Source organism: Pseudogemmobacter sp. TB195, assembly GCF_058313095.1.
Window position 1 is genome coordinate 65190 of sequence record NZ_JBZEGG010000026.1, and the last position, 17232, is coordinate 82421.

Below are 17232 nucleotides of genomic sequence, written 5' to 3' on the forward strand. Positions count from 1 at the left end.
ATGGGAGAGGGCTTACGATATGGGCCTCTAGGGCCGGATTGCGTGCATATCTGCGTTGATATGCAGCGTCTGTTCGGCCCGGGATACCCTTGGGCCGTACCGTGGCTTGAGCGGATCTTGCCGAATGTGGCTGCGATTTGCGGCCACAACCCTTCGCGCACCATCTTTACGCGGTTTATCCCCCCTGCCCGAGCGGAAGATGCAAAGGGTACCTGGCGGCGTTACTACCATAAATGGGAGTGCGTTACCCTGGATCGCATCGGGAATGAGGCTGTGGACCTGCTGCCTGACCTGTCACCTTATGCGCCGCCGGCAAAGGTCATTGATAAGATGGTCTATTCCCCCTGGGAGACCGCCGCGCTGGATCAGCTTTTGTCTCGTGGACAGGTGGATACGATCTTCCTGACCGGAGGCGAGACGGACATTTGTGTCCTGGCGACGGCGCTTGGTGCTATTGACCGGGGTTTCAGACTGATCCTGATCAAGGATGCGTTGTGCAGTTCGTCTAACCGGACACATGATGAACTAATGGACCTCTATTCCAGCCGCTTCGATACGCAGATCGAGGTGATCGATACCGATGCTCTGTTGACGAATTGGCGCGAGCTTTGAGGACGGTTCGATGTGCCAGCCTTTCCATAAGAGGACGCGCGGCTCACATCTCGCGCCTCGGTAGATGCGGAAGGCATGTGCCGCATTCATGCCGTCCCCGGTCAATGTGATAGTGGCCGTTGCGCACCGACAAAGCGCCGTCGCCCCACGACGTCTCTAAGGAAAACTGAGGTCTAGAATTTTCTGCTCAGTCCCCTCTCCCCTGCCAATCCAAAGCGCCAGGGCAGGTCCACTGCACGTGAAATTCCGATGCGGGGGCCACTCACTATACCTGCGATAGGCGTTAATGCCGGATTCAGGACCAGATCATTGCCGTCAAAAGGCCTGCCATTGTCTTCAATCCGTATGTCCAGTGCCTGGCACAGCCGACCCGGACCCGCGCATAACAGTCCGTTCGGGCGCCGTTGCCGCATCACGTCCGATCCCCATTCAGGACGCAGCGCGCGGATCAGAACGGCCTCGCCCGGGCGTCCCACCACGTTCAGGCAAAGATGCATCCCGTATGAGACATAAACATAGGCATGCCCCGGGGGACCGAACATCGCGCGGTTCCGGGCAGTCAGCCCGCGAAAACTGTGAGATGCAGGATCATCGGCTGCATAGGCCTCGGTCTCAATCACGACACCACCGACACCACGCACCAACAGCGCAGCTCCGATCAGAGCACGTGCCAAGGCACAAGCGTCCAGATCAGGGTCGAATGGCGGTGTAGGTGTCATTGAGTCGGCTGTTTGGCAGAATCCGAATAGCGCTGGTCGGGCAGTCCCGTGTCGCCAAACTGCGCGAAGGTCTGGCACCTCCAACATATATAACGATCGTGTGGCAAGTGGGAACAACTGGCACCGGAGACAATTCATAGACATAGCAGCAAGGAGAGAGCTATGTCTGATCGCGCCAGCCACGAAGCCTACCGTCAACCTACGGGGGGCTGGGGATCGGTCAAGTCACTGGTCAAGCACTCCGTCAAACAGCGCGCCGTTCAAACCAGTGTCGGGTTGATGCGCGATCACAACAAAATCGGGGGCTATATGTGCACAAGCTGCGCATGGGCTAAACCCGGCGAACCCCATCTGGCGGAATTCTGCGAGAATGGTGCTAAGGCCACTTTCTGGGATCTCACCGCCCGGCGCACGACGCCAGAATTCTTTGCCCGTCATCCAGTCACTGAGCTGCTCACCTGGTCAGACTACGACCTCGAGAACGAGGGACGGCTGACCCAACCAATGCGTTACGATGCCGCAAGCGATACCTATGTCGAGGTGCCGTGGGCCGAAGCCTTTGCCGATATCGGCGCACATCTTCGCGCTTATGCGCCAAAGGATGCGGTGTTTTACGCCTCGGGCCGGGCTTCGCTGGAGACGTCGTTCATGTATCAGCTGCTGGCCCGTCTATATGGCAACAACAACCTGCCCGACAGTTCCAACATGTGCCATGAAACCACATCCGTGGCGCTGCCGCAGAGCATCGGGACGCCCGTAGGCACCGTCCTGCTCGAGCATTTTCAGGACACGGATTGCATCCTGTCCTTCGGGCAGAATGTCGGCACCAATTCGCCGCGCCTGCTACACACCTTGCAGGAGGTGCGCGAACGTGATGTGCCCATCGTGGTATTCAATCCGTTGCGCGAACGCGGCTGGGAGGCCTTGGTCAATCCGCAGCGGCCGGGACAGATGCTGACCAACAACGCCACGCAGATCGCAACGCAATACTACCAGCCGCGCGCCGGCAGCGACATCGCAGTGCTGACCGGCATGGCAAAGGCTCTGTTCGCCTGGGATGATGCGGCGCAGGCTGCCGGTGAGCCGCGCATCCTCGACGACAAGTTCATCCACGCCCATACGCATGGGTTCGAGGCATTCGAGGCCATGGTGCGTGCGACACCCTGGCCCGAGATCGAAGCCGAATGCGGATTGCCGCGCGAGGCCCTCGAGGCGTCAGCACGGACCTATGCCGAGGCCAAATCAGTCATCGCCATCTATGGTATGGGCCTGACCCAGCACAAGCTAGGCGTCGACTCCGTGCAGATGCTGGTCAATTTGCTGCTGATGCGCGGCAATATGGGTCGGCCCGGCGCAGGGATCTGCCCGGTGCGCGGGCATTCGAATGTCCAGGGCCAGCGCACGGTGGGCATTGCCGAAAAGACCGAGTTGGTGCCGCTGGACGAGATGGCCGAGCGCTATGGGTTCACACCGCCGCGCGAAGACGGGATGAACACCGTTGAGGCCTGCGAGGGCATTGTTGCCGGCACGGTCCGCGCCTTCATCGGGCTGGGCGGAAATTTCGTCCGCGCCATCCCCGAGCGCGAATTGATGGAGCGCAAATGGCGCGACCTCGATCTGTCTGTGCAGATCGCCACAAAACTCAACCGCAGCCACCTGATCACCGCACGGACAACCTACCTGCTGCCCACCCTCGTGCGCTCGGAAATCGACGAACAGGCGTCTGGGCCTCAAATCGTAACGATGGAAGACTCGACCACCTGCATTCACGCATCGCGCGGGAAATACCGCCCGGCCAGCCCCCAACTGCTGTCTGAGCCCAGGATCGTTGCCGAAATTGCCAAAGCCACACTGCCCGACAACCCGCTGGTGCCATGGGATCGCTGGGTCGCCGACTATGCGCTCGTCCGGGACGAAATCGCGGCGATCTTTCCCGATGGCTTCCATGATTTCAACGACCGGCTGGACCTGCCTGGAGGCTTCCCGCGCCCTGTTCCCGCACGCGAGCGCATCTGGGAGACTGACACCGGCAAAGCAAACTTCAAGACGCCTTCGGCCCTGCATGCCAGCTTTGATACCGGCGATGATCCCGATGTGATGCGCCTGATCACACTGCGGTCGAACGACCAGTTCAACACTACCATCTACGGGAATGCCGACCGGCTGCGCGGCATACACGGCTCGCGCATGATTGTGATGATGAACCCGAACGACCGAATGCGTTTCCAGATTGCAAAGGACGGGCTGGCACGGCTGACCGCTGCGACGGAGGATGGTATGTCGCGGAGTGTCGGCGGCTTGCAGGTCATCGACTATGATATCCCCGAAGGCACTATTGCCGCCTATTACCCGGAATGCAACGCGCTGATCCCGCTGTGGCAATATGCGCAGGAGAGCAAGACGCCTGCTGCAAAATCCGTCCCGGTGCGGATCAGCCCGGAGGCTGTGGCGCATGGCTGATACCACGCTGCCGGAACCGCCCGTGCTGACGAAGGCAGTCTGCGACGCTGTGACCGACAAGGCCAATCTGTCGTTACGTCCTATGATTGTGCTTGGCATCCTTGCAGGGATCTACATCGGCCTGGGCGGGCTGTTTGCTACGATTGCGCTTGCACAAGGCGATGACCTGCCCTTCGGTGTGGCGCAGATCCTCGCCGGTCTGGTGTTTGCACTGGGGCTTGCGCTGGTTCTGGTCGCAGGGGCCGAACTCTTCACGGGCAACACACTGATGGCAGGTCCGGTTGCCCTCGGCCAGCTGGCGGCCTCTCGGGCATTGCTGGCACTTTGCATCGTTTATATCGCGAACTTTGTTGGCTCCCTCGCCCTTGCAGGGCTGGTCGCCTTTGCCGATGTCCATGCAAAGGGCGAGGGTGCGGTCGGCCGGGCGGCGCTGGATCTGGCCGTGACCAAGCTCGAAAAACCCTTTGGCGTCACCCTCACCAGCGGCATTCTGGCAAACATACTCGTCTGCCTTGCAGTGTGGATGGCCTATGGCGGTCAGACTGTGACTACGAAGCTCGCAGCCCTGCTCCTGCCCACTGCAGCCTTCGTCTCCGCCGGGCTCGAGCACTCGGTCGCGAATATGTATCTGCTGCCATATGCATTTTTCATACAGGGCGACCATGCGGGCTATGATGTTACTGTCATCGGGATATTCGCCAATCTCCTCACTGCGACGATGGGCAATCTGATCGGCGGTGCCTTGGTCGCATTGGCCTATGTCGCTGCGTATCGGACTGAAGTGGCACAGCCGGATCATCGGAAATGAGAACGCTTCTTTAGCGATCGATCAGTGTCCCTACGGTTCGGGCAGAACAAGAACCTCTCTGCCCTCTTGACCGTTATTGATGCGCCGGGACAGCTCGCTGACCAGACGTCAGGACGGTCAGTCAGTTGACCTCGCACCGGATATCTCACCGCAGCATAACCTGCTCTGGGAAGGAATTGGCCTCATGGAAGTGATCACTCCCTTTGACTGGCTACGCGTCTTTCTGGGCGAGGATCCTCCGCTCTTTTATCTGGAAATCATCTTTCGCATCCTGGTCATCTGGATCTGGACCATGGCGCTGCTCCGCTGGATTGGCGGGCGCAGCATCTCTCAGCTGTCGGTGGTGGAATTCCTGCTTGTCATCGCGCTCGGCTCCGCCGTCGGCGACGCGATGTTCTACCCCGAGGTGCCGCTCGCGCATGCCATGCTCGTCATTGCGGTCCTTGTGGTGTTGGACAAGGGTGTCGACTACGCCATCCGGCGCTATCGCCTTGCGAAACGTGTGATCGACGGTCAGCCAGTCGCGATACTGCGCGACGGAGTAATCCTCTGTGATGGGCTGAGCGCCCGCCAGCTCGGATCCCTTGAACTGATGGAAATGCTGCGCCTCAAAGGCGTTGAAAACCTCGCCTCTCTCCGCGTGGTCTATCTCGAGCCGTCCGGCAAGCTGTCAATGTTTCCCGCAGGAGACCCCCAGCCCGGCCTCTCAATCATGCCACCGAGGGAAGAGGTGTATGAGGACCTGCCTGCCCGCGGCGCTGCCGCCTGCTGTGAGAATTGCGGGCTGGTTTCCGACTCGCACACGCCATGCCCGAACTGTGGCGTAAACAGCTGGGTCCGCGCCACACCGGCCCCGAAGTGGAGGCAATAAGCAATTCATGACCAGAAATGTGGTGATCATCGAGGACCGACTTGAAGTTGCGCTTCCGATGGCGGCGCTTCTGGAAGCACGGGGGTTCAGCATTGTCGGGCTGATCGTCGAGCGGGCTGCCGCCCTTGCTGTCGCCGAAGGTGAAGGGGCGGATTTCAGCGCGAGGGTCGCGAACCTTCCGCTAAATGATCAAAGATCCAGAACCTGCGTGGCGTTGCTTTTGGAACTCGGAATTCCAACGCTGCAGATGCGCGGTCCAGTTCCGCAGACATACCACGTGACACGAGCCAGCGGGGTCGTGAGCTCATTGTCCCGTCAGCGCCACTTCCCACATCGATAGCGGGGGGAGAACGACGGGGAACAAGGCGCGTGTTGAATGGTTGGATATCCATCAATCGGAGAGGTACGATGAACCGTAAAACCGAAGAACCCGCCACTCATCCGAAGCAGAAATCACTGGGGCAACGCCCTGAGGCCGATCTGACCAGTCAGGCATGGGAAGCGACGAGCCCGGCAGAGCAGGCTGAAGCTGTTGTCCCGGGCGAGGATGATCTGACGCCCGAACAGCAGCGCGTCACGCCGGAGGAAGTGCGCAAGCATGCAATCGCACAGGGGACCGATAAACCCTCGATCCCGCGCGGGCGCAACCCTGACACAGCCATGTGCGAGGACCGCGACCATCCCGGCCGGATCGACAAAGAGAACGACTGCTGAGGAGTGACGCATGGCACCCCGGCCGTTCTGGAAAGGCTATCTGAAACTGTCGCTGGTCAATTGCCCGGTGACCATGTCCCCCGCGACCAGCGAGGCCGAAAAGGTGCGCTTTCACACAATGAATGCCAAAACCGGCAACCGGGTGATCAGCCAGTATGTCGACAGCGTCAGCGGCAAGCCCGTGCGGGAGGAGGATGAGGTCAAGGGCTATGCCCAGGGTGAAGACGATTACATCATCCTTGAGGATGACGAGATCGATCAGGTCGCGCTGGAAAGCACGCGCACCATCGACATCGACATGTTTGTCCCGGCCGACAGTATCGGATGGATCTGGTATGATATGCCGCATTACCTCGCGCCTGCGGATCGGGTGGGCGAGGAGGCGTTCTCCGTCATCCGCGCCGCCATGGCCGATACCGGCACCGTCGGCATCGCGCGACTGGTTCTGTATCGCCGCGAACGCGCCGTGATGCTCGAGCCGCGCGGCAATGGTATCGTTGTCTGGACCCTGCGCTATGGCGATGAGGTGCGCAACGCGGCAGAATATTTCGGCAAGGTCGAGGACAAGAAGCCCGATCCCAAACTGATGTCGCTGGTCAAGCGTCTGATAGATGAGCGCAAACAGCCCTGGTCGCCTGACATGGCGTCCGATCCCGTGCAGGCTCGGCTGCTTGATCTGATCGCTGCGAAGAAAAAGGGCCGCAAGCGTGTGCCCAAGGCGAAGGCGGAACCTGCGGCCAAGGATAACGTCGTCAGGATCATGGATGCGCTGAAACGCAGCCTTGCCGCCGAGAAGAAGGGCAAATAGCTATCGCGCCTTGAGCTTCAACGGCGCGGCTGACTTGCGAAACCCCTCCCACGGATCGCGCGTCATTGCGGCCAGTCGGGCAGGCAGATTGGTCAGGGTGAAATGCGCCGGGCCGATCTCCGGCCCAAGCTCTTCCCATTCCAACGGGGTCGAGATCGCCGCCCCGGGCCGGGCACGGGTAGAATAGACTGCCACCGCCGTCGCACCGCGCTGATTACGCAGATAGTCGATCAGGATGCGCCCCTTGCGGGTTGCCTTCGCAACCGTTGCCACATAGTAGCCGGGGGCATCGGCGGCCATCGCCTGGGCCACTCCCTTGGTGAAGGCTTTCACCTCGGGCCATGTGGCATGGGGTTTCAAAGGTGCCACGACATGCAGCCCCTTGCCGCCCGAAGTCTTGACGAAGGCCGTAAGTCCCGCATCGGTCAGCCTCTGGCGCACCTCCTGCGCCGCCGCGACTACACGCGGCCATTTCACGCCCTCGCCCGGGTCCAGATCCATGGTGACCATGTCGGGCCGTTCCCAATCCTCAAGTGAAGCCCCCCAGGGGTGGATCTCCAGCGCCGCCGACTGCACCAGCGCGATCAGCCCATCCAGACTGTCGATGCTGATCAGCGGATCACATGGGTCCTTCGGGTCTTCGACCAACCGGATATTGCTGTTCAGCCCCTTCCACGCGTGTTTCTGAAAGAAGCTCTGGCCCGTGATCCCTTCCGGGCATCGCAAGAGCGCCAAGGGGCGATTGACCACAAAAGGCGCGATCCGCCGCCAGACCTGGCTGTAGTAATCCGCAAGCCCCTCCTTGGTAATGCCTTCATCGGGCCAATAGATACGGTCGGGATGGGTCAGTTTGACAGTGGGGCGCGGCGCCGCTTTGGCCGGTTTCAGTTCGGCAGTCGCAACCTCACGACTGATCTCGGTGGCGGGCTTGTCCTCGCGCAAACCCCGGAACGACGCATGGCGCAAGTGGCCATCCGCCGTCCAGGCGCGGAATTCGACCTCGGCCACCAGTTCGGGCCGCAGGTAGCGCACCTGCCGCGCCTGTTCCGCCGTCAACGGGGCCGCAAAGGGACTGTCATCGCTGCGGATCCTCTCCAACCGCCGGACAAGATCCTGCGCGATACGGGCTGAAAACCCGGTGCCCACGCGACCCACATGGACCAGATCTTTCCCTTCATAGACGCCAAGGACGAGCGAGCCGATGGCGTTTGGCGACGCTGTCGACGGCATATAGCCGCCGATGACGAACTCCTGCCGGGCCGAGCATTTGGATTTGATCCAGGCCTTGCCGCGTCCCTTCCGGTAGGGGGAGTCACGCAGTTTTGACACGATCCCCTCAAGGCTCAGCCGGCAGACATGGCGCAAAACCGTGGCGCCACTTTCCCCGAAATGGCTGCTGTAGCGCAGCGGGCCGCCTGATGTGGCGAGCAGATGTTCCAGCATCTCCTTGCGCTGCTCCAATGTCAGGCTGCGCAGGTCGTGACCATTCAGGTGCAGAAGGTCGAAGCCGTAAAACAGAAAGCGGTCTTCGCGCCCCTCGCTGAGATCAGCCTGAAGGGCGGAAAAATCCGAAGCTCCGTTTCCGCCCTCGACCACCATCTCACCGTCGATCAGTGCGGCGCCGATGGGCAGCTCTCGCAAGGCCGCTGGCACCTGTTTGCCGAACCGGTCGGTCCAGTCCAGCCCGCTGCGGGTCAGAAGCTTGACTTGCCCGGTGTCAATCCGGGCTTGCAGGCGATAACCGTCGAACTTGATCTCATGCAGCCAGCGGTCCCCTTTCGGTGCTGCGGGGGCGAGCGTTGCCAGCATCGGCGAAATGAAATCCGGCAGAGGTTCTTTCTTCGCGCGCTTGATCGAGGCGGGATCGGGCAGCCCGGTTTCAGTTTCGTCGAGTTCCGCCGGTTTGGCCCTTGCGCGGGTCTTCCGGGGTGTCCCGGCTTTCGCAGACTGGCCTGACACCTCGCCTGCGATTTCGGGGAGGTCGCGACCGGTTTTGACCGACAGCGGCAGTTCTTCCAAGATGTCGCGCGCATCGCCGGGCCGGGCGACTTCGTCATCAGCCTTTATGAGCAGCCAGTTCTCCCGCTTTTCGCCCGGTTTTCCCTGCATCCGGATCAGATGCCAGCGGCCCTGCAACTTCTCGCCCGCAAGTTCGAATTCCAGATGTCCCTTGGCATAGCCCTTGGCTACATCACCGACAGGGGACCATCTGCCACGGTCCCACAGAAGCACGGTGCCACCGCCGTATTCACCCTTCGGAATGGTGCCTTCGAAATCCCCATAGGCCAGCGGATGATCCTCGACATGGACTGCAAGCCGCTTTTCCCCTGCTACCAGACTGGGGCCGCGCGTCACCGCCCAACTGCGCAGCACACCGTCCATTTCCAGCCGGAGATCATAATGCAGGCGGCGCGCCGCGTGTTTCTGGATGACAAAACTGTCGCCGCCTTTGCGTCCCTTCCTGCCCTTCGGCTCGGACGTTGCGGTGAAGTCGCGCTTTTGATGGTAGTGTTCCAGCGCCATGGTTTAACCCGCCTTGCGCTTTGCACCGGGCTTTACAGGCGACTTGGCGCGCGGCTTTCGGGCGGGGCCGGGCTTGCCGTCCAGTTTTGCACTTTCGCGTAGCGCCTCCAGCAGATCGACCACCTTGCCGCGCGCTTCGGTTGCGCGCGGTTTGATCTTGCGGCCCTCGATCTTGGCCTTGACCAATTCCTCCAGCGCGGCCTCGTACCGGTCGTCAAACGCGGCAGGATCGAACCTGCCCATCTTGGTCTGGATGATGTGGCGAGCCAGGTCCAGCATCTCGCCTGCGATCCTGGGAGCAGGAATGTCCCTGAACGCCGCCTCTACTGAGCGGACTTCATAGTCAAAGTTCAGCGTGGTCGCGACCAGCCCCGGCCCATCAGCACGGATCAGCACCGTCCGCATGCGCCGGAACAACACCGTACGAGCGATGGCGGCGACCTTCTTTGCCGCCAGACCGTCACGGATCAGACCGAACGCCTCCTTGCCCGAATGATCAGCGGGCGCCAGATAATAGGGCTTGTCGAAATAGACGTCTTCCACCTCTCCACAGGGCAGAAAGGCTTCGATCGCCAGAACCTTGTCACTGTCGGGGACAGCCGCCGCGATATCCTCCGGATCAAGCAGCACATGCTCTCCGTCCGAGACCTCGTAGCCCTTGACCTGATCTTCCCGATCCACGGGCTTACCGGTTTCGGCATCGACGAATTCCCGCCGCACCCGGTTACCCGTGGCGCGGTTGATCGTGTGGAAGGCGATCCTGTCCGAAGTAGAGGCCGCGGCATAAAGCGCCACCGGGCAGGCCAGCTCGGCAATCTTCAGTGTGCCTTTCCAATTCGCGCGTGGGGCCATGAGGCATTACCTCCAGTTTGGGGCTCTTGTGCATAACTGGTGATGCGGCGGATCGTTCCGGGCGACCAGCGAGGCAGGAACATGTTCAGGCGCCATGGGTTCGACTCAAGAGATAAAGGAGAAAGAGCCATGAAAGACCCAGTGACCTCCGCCAAACTTCGTGACGAGATCGACCACGGTCAGGCTGGAGACAAAGTATCGTTTCCCGATCCCGCAGCAGCGCCTCTCGGAACAGATGACGAAGCTGCCGGCCATCCCCCAACACCGGAACAGATCGCAATGGCCCGCAGGCTCGAGGTCAGAGAGGACCCGAGGCCCCGGCCTGAGCTTGACGGCTGGACCGGCAAAAGCGGGGTTAAGCTCCTGCTCGGGGCAGCGATCATCCTGGCCGCCGTCCTGGGCTATTATCTCAGCCGTTAAAGCAGCTGAGGAACCTCAGACCACAATTTGAACGACCGAGCGGGGGATACAGACGCGAATGATGCCAAAGGGATCAGTAGTTTCCGGGAGGATCGCTGGCCGGGAATGACTCGTCGCTCTCTTCATCCACCTTGTCCCATTTTTTGGGTGGCATCTGCATTTCCCTGCGCCCGGCTACCCTGACGTAATCATCAGGCACATCCGCAGCCTCACCTGCGTTCTCTTCTTGCTGCGTCGTGTCATTGACATGCCGCAAGGGCTGGTCTTCGCGCTGCCCCCGGATCGTAGAACCCGTCTCATCAGGCTGATTCAGCGACGCCGCCGCCTGTTTCAAGTGATGTTCTTCACCAGCGTCAACCTTCACTCCCGGGTCCGAACGGCCCTTCGGATCTTTTAGGCGATGCTGCATTTTCCTTCGCGGGGATCTTCTTTTCCACCATCTGGCTGTCTCCTCTGCAGACGTGCATTAAGTGCAACCTGCAGAGCGCCACCATGTTCCTTTCCGGCGAATATGAGGGACAAGACCATCGTAAATGGTGGTTATGCGCGCATATCACATGATGAGAGCAACCGATCCAGCCGGTCAGGCGCAGGTACCTGAAGCCGTCGAAGGTCCCGGCCCAGGTTCAGTCGATGGCAGGTTCGTCTCCGGGTTTCGGATGCGCGATCAGGCGGCCGCTGTTCTGGCCGCGCAGGTAGGTCCAGAGCCAATTCCATGCGACCGCTGCCCGGCTCCTTGTGCCAATCAAGAAGAAGATATGCGCGATACCCCAGATCCACCAGGCAAGTGCGCCTTTCAGGCGAATCTGCCCGATCTTTACCACCGCCGCGCGTTTGCCGATGGTCGCCAGATCACCCTGATGGCGATAGCGGAATGGCTCGGTGGTGGCCTCGCCGGACAGCCGCGCGCGAATGAGACGGGCGACATGACTGCCTTGTTGTTTTGCGGCAGGCGCGATGCCAGGGACCTGATCGCCGTTCTCCTGCAGCACCGCAGCGGTATCGCCGATCACGAAGATCTCGGGCCGGCCTGCAACCGTCAGGTCGGGCTGCACGGGCACCCTACCCGCGCGGTCGCCCTTCACCCCCAGCCATTTGGCGGCTGGTGAAGCCGCCACGCCCGCTGCCCAGATCAGCGTACGGCATGGCAGAAAATCATCCCCCAGTTGGACGCCTTCCTCGGTGCAATCCGTCACGGGTGCACCAAAGCGCAATTCCACCCCACGTCGCTCCAGCGCGCGTGCCGCATAATCTGAAAGATCTTCGGGGAAAGACGAAAGGATTCGCTTGCCCGCTTCTATCAGTACGACGCGGGTCTGCCGGGTGTCGATGTTGCGAAATTCATTGCGGATCATATTGCAAGCCAGATCCGCCAGAATGCCCGCCAGTTCCACCCCGGTCGGGCCGCCACCGATCACGCCAAAGGTCAGCAAGGCCTGCCTGATCTCAGGATCGGTTTCCCGTTCGGCACGCTCGAAGGCCAGCAGGATACGGTTGCGGATCCGTGTCGCGTCCTCGATGGTCTTCAGCCCAGGCGCATGGTGCGCCCATTCCGGATGGCCGAACCATGAATGGGTGGCACCGGTCGCGATCGCCAGCGTGTCATAGCTGATCGGCGCCCCTTCATCGGTCATGACCAGCCGGCGGTCGGGATCGACACCTGTGACCCGTGCCAGCAAGGTCGTCACATCCGGCCGCCGTTCCATCAGACTGCGGATCAGCCATGCGATCTCGGACGGCGCGAGGATGGTTGTGGCCACCTGATAGAGCAGCGGCTGGAACAGATGGTGATTGCGCAGGTCGATCAGCGTGATGCGCAGTCCCGCCCCCTTCAGTGCGTTCACGGTCTGAAGACCGGCAAATCCGCCGCCTATGACGACGAGATGGTGGTTCTGCGTCAGAGCCATATCTTGGTTCATATCCTTATCTGTCCGGGGAAAGAACTACAGGTCCGTCCAAAGGTTTCCGCACTGGCAAAGCAAGATCCCGGAATGGCCCTTGGGAACAACTCTGCTCGTTCGCGGTTCAGTGGGCAGCATAGGAGACCGTACCATGGCTGAGAAAACCCTCGACACCCTTTTCCACGACACTCTGCGTGACATCTATTATGCCGAGCGCAAGATCCTCTCCGCCCTACCGAAGATGGCCCGCGGCGCGCAGGATCCGAAGCTGAAAGAGGCGTTCCTGCACCACCGCGAACAGACCGAGGTGCATGTGGAACGCCTGCAGCAGGTCTTCGAAATCATCGGAAAGAACCCGCGCGGCAAGACCTGCGCCGCGATCGAGGGTATCCTCGAAGAGGGCGAAGAGATCCTGCAGGACTATAAGGGCAGCCCTGCTTTGGATGCCGGGTTGCTGGCTGCGGCCCAAGCGGTCGAGCACTATGAGATTACTCGATACGGCACGCTGCGCACCTGGGCACAGGAGCTCGGCCTGAAAGACGCGGTCGCGCTGCTGGAGCAGACGCTTGCCGAGGAAAGCGAGACCGACGAGCTGCTCACGGGTCTTGCGGAAACTGCCGTAAACGCAGCAGCGCAAAAAGCCTGACACAATTGGCACCGGAAGCGAGGCTTCCGGTGCCAATTTTATGCGCCAGCTTTATGCGGAGGAGGCACTGGTATGAACCATGATCAGACGCCCGATGATGATGCACCGGGCCGGACTGCCAAACACGAGGACTTCGGCGGGTTCAAGGTCGGCGGACGCACCGTCACGATCAACGCGCCGTTGGAAGGTGTTCTCAGACAGCTGCACGATCTGCCGACGCTGAATCTGATTTTCGGCGGAAAGCTGGAGGCCCGTGCCCTGTCGAATGGCAATCTTGCATGGCATGTGGACGGAGACGCTGAGGGCATCGAGACCTTGAGCGTGAAGCACAGGGCACCCGAAGTGCTCTCGTGGCGAAGCCTGGACACTGCGGATACCGACCTGGAAATCAAGCTCCTCCTGCGCGACAGCCCTGCATCACGCGGCACCGAAGTGCAGTTGCTGCTCGCCTGGAAACCCCGCTGGGGAACACTCGGCAGCCTCTATGCACGGCTCCGGGGGTTCGACCCGATCCTTCTGGGACGCCAGGCGCTCAAGCGTCTGAAGATGCTGATCGAAACCGGCGAAATCGCCACGGCAGAGAACCGGAGGGTGACCTGATGCGCGCTTTGACCTGGCATGGAAAACATGATGTCCGCGTCGACACGGTGCCCGATCCGCAGATCGTCAACCCGAGGGACGCGATTATCGAGGTGACCTCGACGGCCATCTGCGGCTCAGATCTCCACCTCTATGACGCAGTGATTCCGGGGCTGAAGGCGGGAGACATTCTCGGCCACGAGTTCATGGGGCGTGTGGTTGAGACCGGCCCGGCATCCACCCTGAAAAAGGGGGATCGGGTGGTGGTGCCGTTCACAATCTCCTGCGGCAAGTGTTTCTTCTGTGAAAAGGCGCTGTTTTCCGCCTGTGACAACTCCAATCCGGTGGAAACACAGGCAGCCTCGGATCTCGCCTATGGTCATGCGGTCAGCGGCTTGTTCGGCTATTCCCATCTGACTGGCGGCTATCCGGGTGGCCAGGCCGAGTATGTTCGGGTGCCTTTCTCCGACGTTGGGCCTATTGTTGTGCCCGACGGCGTGCCTGACGAGGATGTTCTGTTCCTTTCGGATATCCTGCCCACCGGATGGATGGCGGCAGAGAATGCGCAGATCGAGCCCGGTGATACAGTTGCCGTATGGGGCTGCGGTCCGGTCGGTCTCTTCGCGGTCCAGTCAGCGCTGCTGATGGATGCCGCGCAGGTGATCGCAATAGATCACCATCCCCATCGACTGCAGCTGGCGCAAGGCCTCGGTGCCAAGGCAATCGACTACACACAAACCCATGTGCTGGAAGCGTTGATGGAGATGACCGGCGGGATCGGCCCTGATGCCGTCATCGACGCCGTGGGCATGGAAAGCCACGGTTTCTCGCCGGACAACCTGCTTGATGCCCTCAAGCAGAAGGTGGGCATGGGTGCCGACCGGGCTCATGCGCTGCGGATGGCCTTGATGGCAGTGCGAAAGGGTGGCCGGGTATCGATCCCCGGCGTCTATGGCGGGATGGCAGACAAGTTTCCGCTTGGCGCTCTGATGGAGAAGGGTCTGCAGATCCGGACAGGCCAGACCCATGTGCAGGCCTACACCCACCAGCTGATGCAGCGCATTCTTGAGGGACAGATCGACACCACCTTCCTAATTTCTCACCGGATGTCCCTGGAAGACGCCGCCGACGGTTACCGGAACTTCCACAGCAACCAAAACGAATGGACAAAGGTTGTGCTCAAGCCAACGAACTAATCCCAGCCAGCCCATCCCATAGGGACACCAACGGGTCCACGTGAATTTGGCAGGACGCGAATGCCGCTTCGCCCGAAAACCCGTCTGAAGCGGGGAGCATTGTTTTAGCAGCTTGCGCCGCATGCCCGACGCAGAGCCTTTTCGTGGGATACGGGGAATCAACTTGGGCGGGCTTAGCGCTTGAATCGGCGCCGGATGCTGCTGCGCAATGGCAGCAATCCGAGCGCAAGCAAGCGTGTGAAGCGAGCCCCGCCGGAACATGTCCCCCACAGAAGCGTTCACACTTCAACAGTCGAGGGGTATCGATGTGCTTATCCGGTTGGGCTACGAGATCGAGATCACCTGCAATCAGCCGACAGAAGTGATCGCAATCCTGGACCCGCATCCGGATCTCGCCGGAAGCGTCACCAAGACCAGCGGATTACAGATTTCCCACGCGGTCCCCAACCTTACATATGTCGACTTATACGGCAATTCCTGCCTGCGACTGACAGCACCAGCCGGCGCGACGCGCCTCTCACATGACAGCTTCGTCGAGGTGGATGGCCAGCCCGATCCATGGGACAAGGCTGCGCGGGAATGCCCGGTCAGCGACCTGCCAGACGAGGCACTCGGCTTTCTTCTTGCCAGTCGCTATTGCGAGACCGACCTCATGATGGCGCAGGCTTGGGAGCTTTTTGGCAATGTGACGCCGGGGTGGACGCGGGTGCAGGCGATCTTCGACCATGTGAACCAGCTCCTCACATTCGGGTATGAACATGCGCGCGCCACCCGCACCGCATCAGAGGCCTGGCAAGAGCGGGTCGGTGTCTGTCGCGATTTTGCTCATCTCGCCATTACACTGTGCCGCTGTATGAACATTCCGGCCCGATACGCCAACGGCTATCTTGGCGATATCGGCGTGCCGGCCAATCCGGCCCCGATGGATTTCAACGCCTGGTGCGAGGTCTGGCTGGAAGACCGCTGGGTCACTCTGGACGCCCGGCACAATACGCCGCGGATCGGGCGGGTGGTGATCGCGCGCGGCCGCGATGCCACCGACGTCCCGCTGATCCATTCCTTCGGCCCGCATCAGCTGACGAAGTTCAAGGTCTGGACCGAAGAAGCCTGATCGGCGATGCACATAGCGACGCCGTCAGCAGCTCCATCCAGCGCCATACTCTGGAACTCGGGCTCCGCGACTATACGAGGCAGGATCTTGAGACCCTTCGCGACGCCGATGCGGTCCTGCATGTGAAGGTTGTGGGGCTCGCGCGCGCTGTCATCGGATCGGTCACCGTTCTGGGCGGCCTGCAAGCCTGCCAGGAGTCAAGAAAGCTGGTCTGTGGCTGCCCGTTCTCCGCATTGGCCGCGCCGCATTCCAAGCAGTCTCCCCGGGCGGATCATAGACTCGCGGGCACTACGCCGATGGAGCCAACCAGCGGGCCGTCCGCGGCGAACTTTCGGCTAGGGTAAGCCCCCGGCGTTTCGACGGGTGCGGCGATGATCAGTCATCTTCACCTACTATCGGCAGATCTAGCGCGATATCAGTCACTGGCTCCAGCAGCCCCGCATCTTCCAGAGCCTCGAGGTCCGGCAGGTCGCGCAGCGTCTCCAGCCCGAACTGCACCAGAAACCTCGGCGTGGTGACATAGGTGTTAGGCGCGCCAGGCTCCGGGCTGCGCGGACCTCGGGCGAACAGGGCCTGGCGGTGCAGCCGGGCGATCAGATCACGGCTCACCTCGCGGCCGATCAGTCGCGAGATCGCACCACGGGTTACCGGCTGCATATAGGCGATGATGGTCAGGACGAGCGCTTCATTCTGCGTGAGATCTCGGCCAGCGTCACCCTCGCCGCGCGCCGCACGGATCGCAGTTGCGTGTTGCACCCTCGTGCGGAACTGCCCGCCGCCTGCGATGCGGGCAATCTCATACGGACGCCCCGCGAGTTCGGCGGCAATATCCTCGATCAACAGATCGATCGCACAGTCACGACCGACCACCCGCGCCAGCACCTCCCGCCCGACCGGTTCGGAGGACGTGAAAAGCACGGCCTCGACCCGCGCCATCCATTCCTTCCAGCGCAGCGCGTGCGGTAGCGCGGCGAGTTCGGTGTCCAGCGGCTCGGCGGATTTCGGCGCCATG

General features: G+C 61.2%; 19 protein-coding genes. 13 read left to right on the forward strand and 6 right to left on the reverse strand.

Annotation, left to right across the window (positions count from 1 at the left end):
- Positions 1-612, forward strand: a complete 612-nt coding sequence (locus AC4FS3_RS22410; protein ID WP_491022385.1) for a cysteine hydrolase family protein — start codon at positions 1-3, stop codon at positions 610-612.
- 173 nt (positions 613-785) lie between these two features.
- On the opposite strand, the gene AC4FS3_RS22415 is transcribed toward AC4FS3_RS22410, so the two are convergent.
- Positions 786-1331 (reverse strand): DNA-3-methyladenine glycosylase, encoded by a 546-nt coding sequence (locus AC4FS3_RS22415; RefSeq protein ID WP_491022386.1) that lies wholly within the window; start codon positions 1329-1331, stop codon positions 786-788.
- Between the two features lie 162 nt (positions 1332-1493).
- On the opposite strand from AC4FS3_RS22415, the gene AC4FS3_RS22420 reads away from it, so the two are divergent.
- The 6 genes from AC4FS3_RS22420 to ku (AC4FS3_RS22445) all read left to right on the forward strand — a co-directional run bounded on the left by AC4FS3_RS22420 (position 1494) and on the right by ku (AC4FS3_RS22445) (position 6992).
- Positions 1494-3791, forward strand: coding sequence for an FdhF/YdeP family oxidoreductase (locus AC4FS3_RS22420; protein WP_491022387.1), 2298 nt, complete (start codon positions 1494-1496; stop codon positions 3789-3791).
- The gene (locus AC4FS3_RS22425; protein ID WP_491022388.1) at positions 3784-4599 is read left to right on the forward strand and encodes a formate/nitrite transporter family protein; all 816 of its coding nucleotides are present in this window, start codon (positions 3784-3786) and stop codon (positions 4597-4599) included. The genes AC4FS3_RS22420 and AC4FS3_RS22425 overlap by 8 nt, the downstream gene beginning before the upstream one ends.
- 184 nt (positions 4600-4783) lie before the next feature.
- Complete coding sequence (locus tag AC4FS3_RS22430; protein ID WP_491022389.1) at positions 4784-5470, forward strand: DUF421 domain-containing protein; 687 nt, start codon at positions 4784-4786, stop codon at positions 5468-5470.
- A 7-nt stretch (positions 5471-5477) separates the two neighbouring features.
- Positions 5478-5810: a hypothetical protein gene (locus AC4FS3_RS22435; protein ID WP_491022390.1), complete on the forward strand. Its 333-nt coding sequence runs from the start codon at positions 5478-5480 to the stop codon at positions 5808-5810.
- Positions 5811-5878: 68 nt separating this feature from the next.
- Positions 5879-6184 (forward strand): hypothetical protein, encoded by a 306-nt coding sequence (locus AC4FS3_RS22440; RefSeq protein WP_491022391.1) that lies wholly within the window; start codon positions 5879-5881, stop codon positions 6182-6184.
- 10 nt (positions 6185-6194) lie between these two features.
- A complete protein-coding gene (gene ku / locus AC4FS3_RS22445; protein ID WP_491022392.1) occupies positions 6195-6992 on the forward strand; it encodes a non-homologous end joining protein Ku in 798 nt (265 codons plus the stop codon).
- Here the strand turns inward: ku (AC4FS3_RS22445) and ligD are convergent, their stop codons facing one another.
- On the reverse strand, positions 6993-9515 hold the full coding sequence (gene ligD, locus AC4FS3_RS22450; RefSeq protein WP_491022393.1) for a DNA ligase D: 2523 nt from the start codon (positions 9513-9515) through the stop codon (positions 6993-6995). It abuts the gene before it with no gap.
- Between the two features lie 3 nt (positions 9516-9518).
- Positions 9519-10367 carry a non-homologous end joining protein Ku gene (gene ku / locus AC4FS3_RS22455; protein WP_491022394.1) on the reverse strand — a complete coding sequence of 283 codons (849 nt, stop codon included), beginning with the start codon at positions 10365-10367 and terminating at the stop codon, positions 9519-9521.
- A gap of 129 nt (positions 10368-10496) precedes the next feature.
- Between ku (AC4FS3_RS22455) and AC4FS3_RS22460 the strand changes: the two genes are divergently transcribed.
- Complete coding sequence (locus tag AC4FS3_RS22460; protein ID WP_491022395.1) at positions 10497-10787, forward strand: hypothetical protein; 291 nt, start codon at positions 10497-10499, stop codon at positions 10785-10787.
- A gap of 73 nt (positions 10788-10860) precedes the next feature.
- Here AC4FS3_RS22460 and AC4FS3_RS22465 read toward each other — a convergent pair whose 3' ends face one another.
- Both AC4FS3_RS22465 and AC4FS3_RS22470 read right to left on the reverse strand, forming a co-directional pair.
- Complete coding sequence (locus AC4FS3_RS22465; RefSeq protein WP_491022396.1) at positions 10861-11151, reverse strand: hypothetical protein; 291 nt, start codon at positions 11149-11151, stop codon at positions 10861-10863.
- Positions 11152-11413: 262 nt separating this feature from the next.
- Entirely contained in the window at positions 11414-12706 is a 1293-nt protein-coding gene (locus AC4FS3_RS22470) for an NAD(P)/FAD-dependent oxidoreductase (protein ID WP_491022397.1), read from the reverse strand.
- Positions 12707-12839: 133 nt separating this feature from the next.
- On the opposite strand from AC4FS3_RS22470, the gene AC4FS3_RS22475 reads away from it, so the two are divergent.
- The 5 genes from AC4FS3_RS22475 (at position 12840) to AC4FS3_RS22495 (ending at position 16564) form a co-directional block, all read left to right on the forward strand.
- Positions 12840-13334: a YciE/YciF ferroxidase family protein gene (locus AC4FS3_RS22475; protein ID WP_491022398.1), complete on the forward strand. Its 495-nt coding sequence runs from the start codon at positions 12840-12842 to the stop codon at positions 13332-13334.
- Between the two features lie 72 nt (positions 13335-13406).
- Positions 13407-13934, forward strand: a complete 528-nt coding sequence (locus AC4FS3_RS22480; RefSeq protein WP_491022399.1) for an SRPBCC family protein — start codon at positions 13407-13409, stop codon at positions 13932-13934.
- Positions 13934-15109, forward strand: a complete 1176-nt coding sequence (locus AC4FS3_RS22485) for a zinc-dependent alcohol dehydrogenase (protein WP_491022400.1) — start codon at positions 13934-13936, stop codon at positions 15107-15109. Before AC4FS3_RS22480 ends, AC4FS3_RS22485 begins: the two co-directional genes overlap by 1 nt.
- 307 nt (positions 15110-15416) lie before the next feature.
- Positions 15417-16220, forward strand: coding sequence for a transglutaminase-like domain-containing protein (locus AC4FS3_RS22490; protein WP_491022401.1), 804 nt, complete (start codon positions 15417-15419; stop codon positions 16218-16220).
- A complete protein-coding gene (locus tag AC4FS3_RS22495) occupies positions 16220-16564 on the forward strand; it encodes a hypothetical protein (RefSeq protein WP_491022413.1) in 345 nt (114 codons plus the stop codon). The genes AC4FS3_RS22490 and AC4FS3_RS22495 overlap by 1 nt, the downstream gene beginning before the upstream one ends.
- 31 nt (positions 16565-16595) lie before the next feature.
- On the opposite strand, the gene scpB is transcribed toward AC4FS3_RS22495, so the two are convergent.
- Complete coding sequence (gene scpB / locus AC4FS3_RS22500; RefSeq protein ID WP_491022402.1) at positions 16596-17231, reverse strand: SMC-Scp complex subunit ScpB; 636 nt, start codon at positions 17229-17231, stop codon at positions 16596-16598.
- Position 17232: the final 1 nt, after the last annotated feature.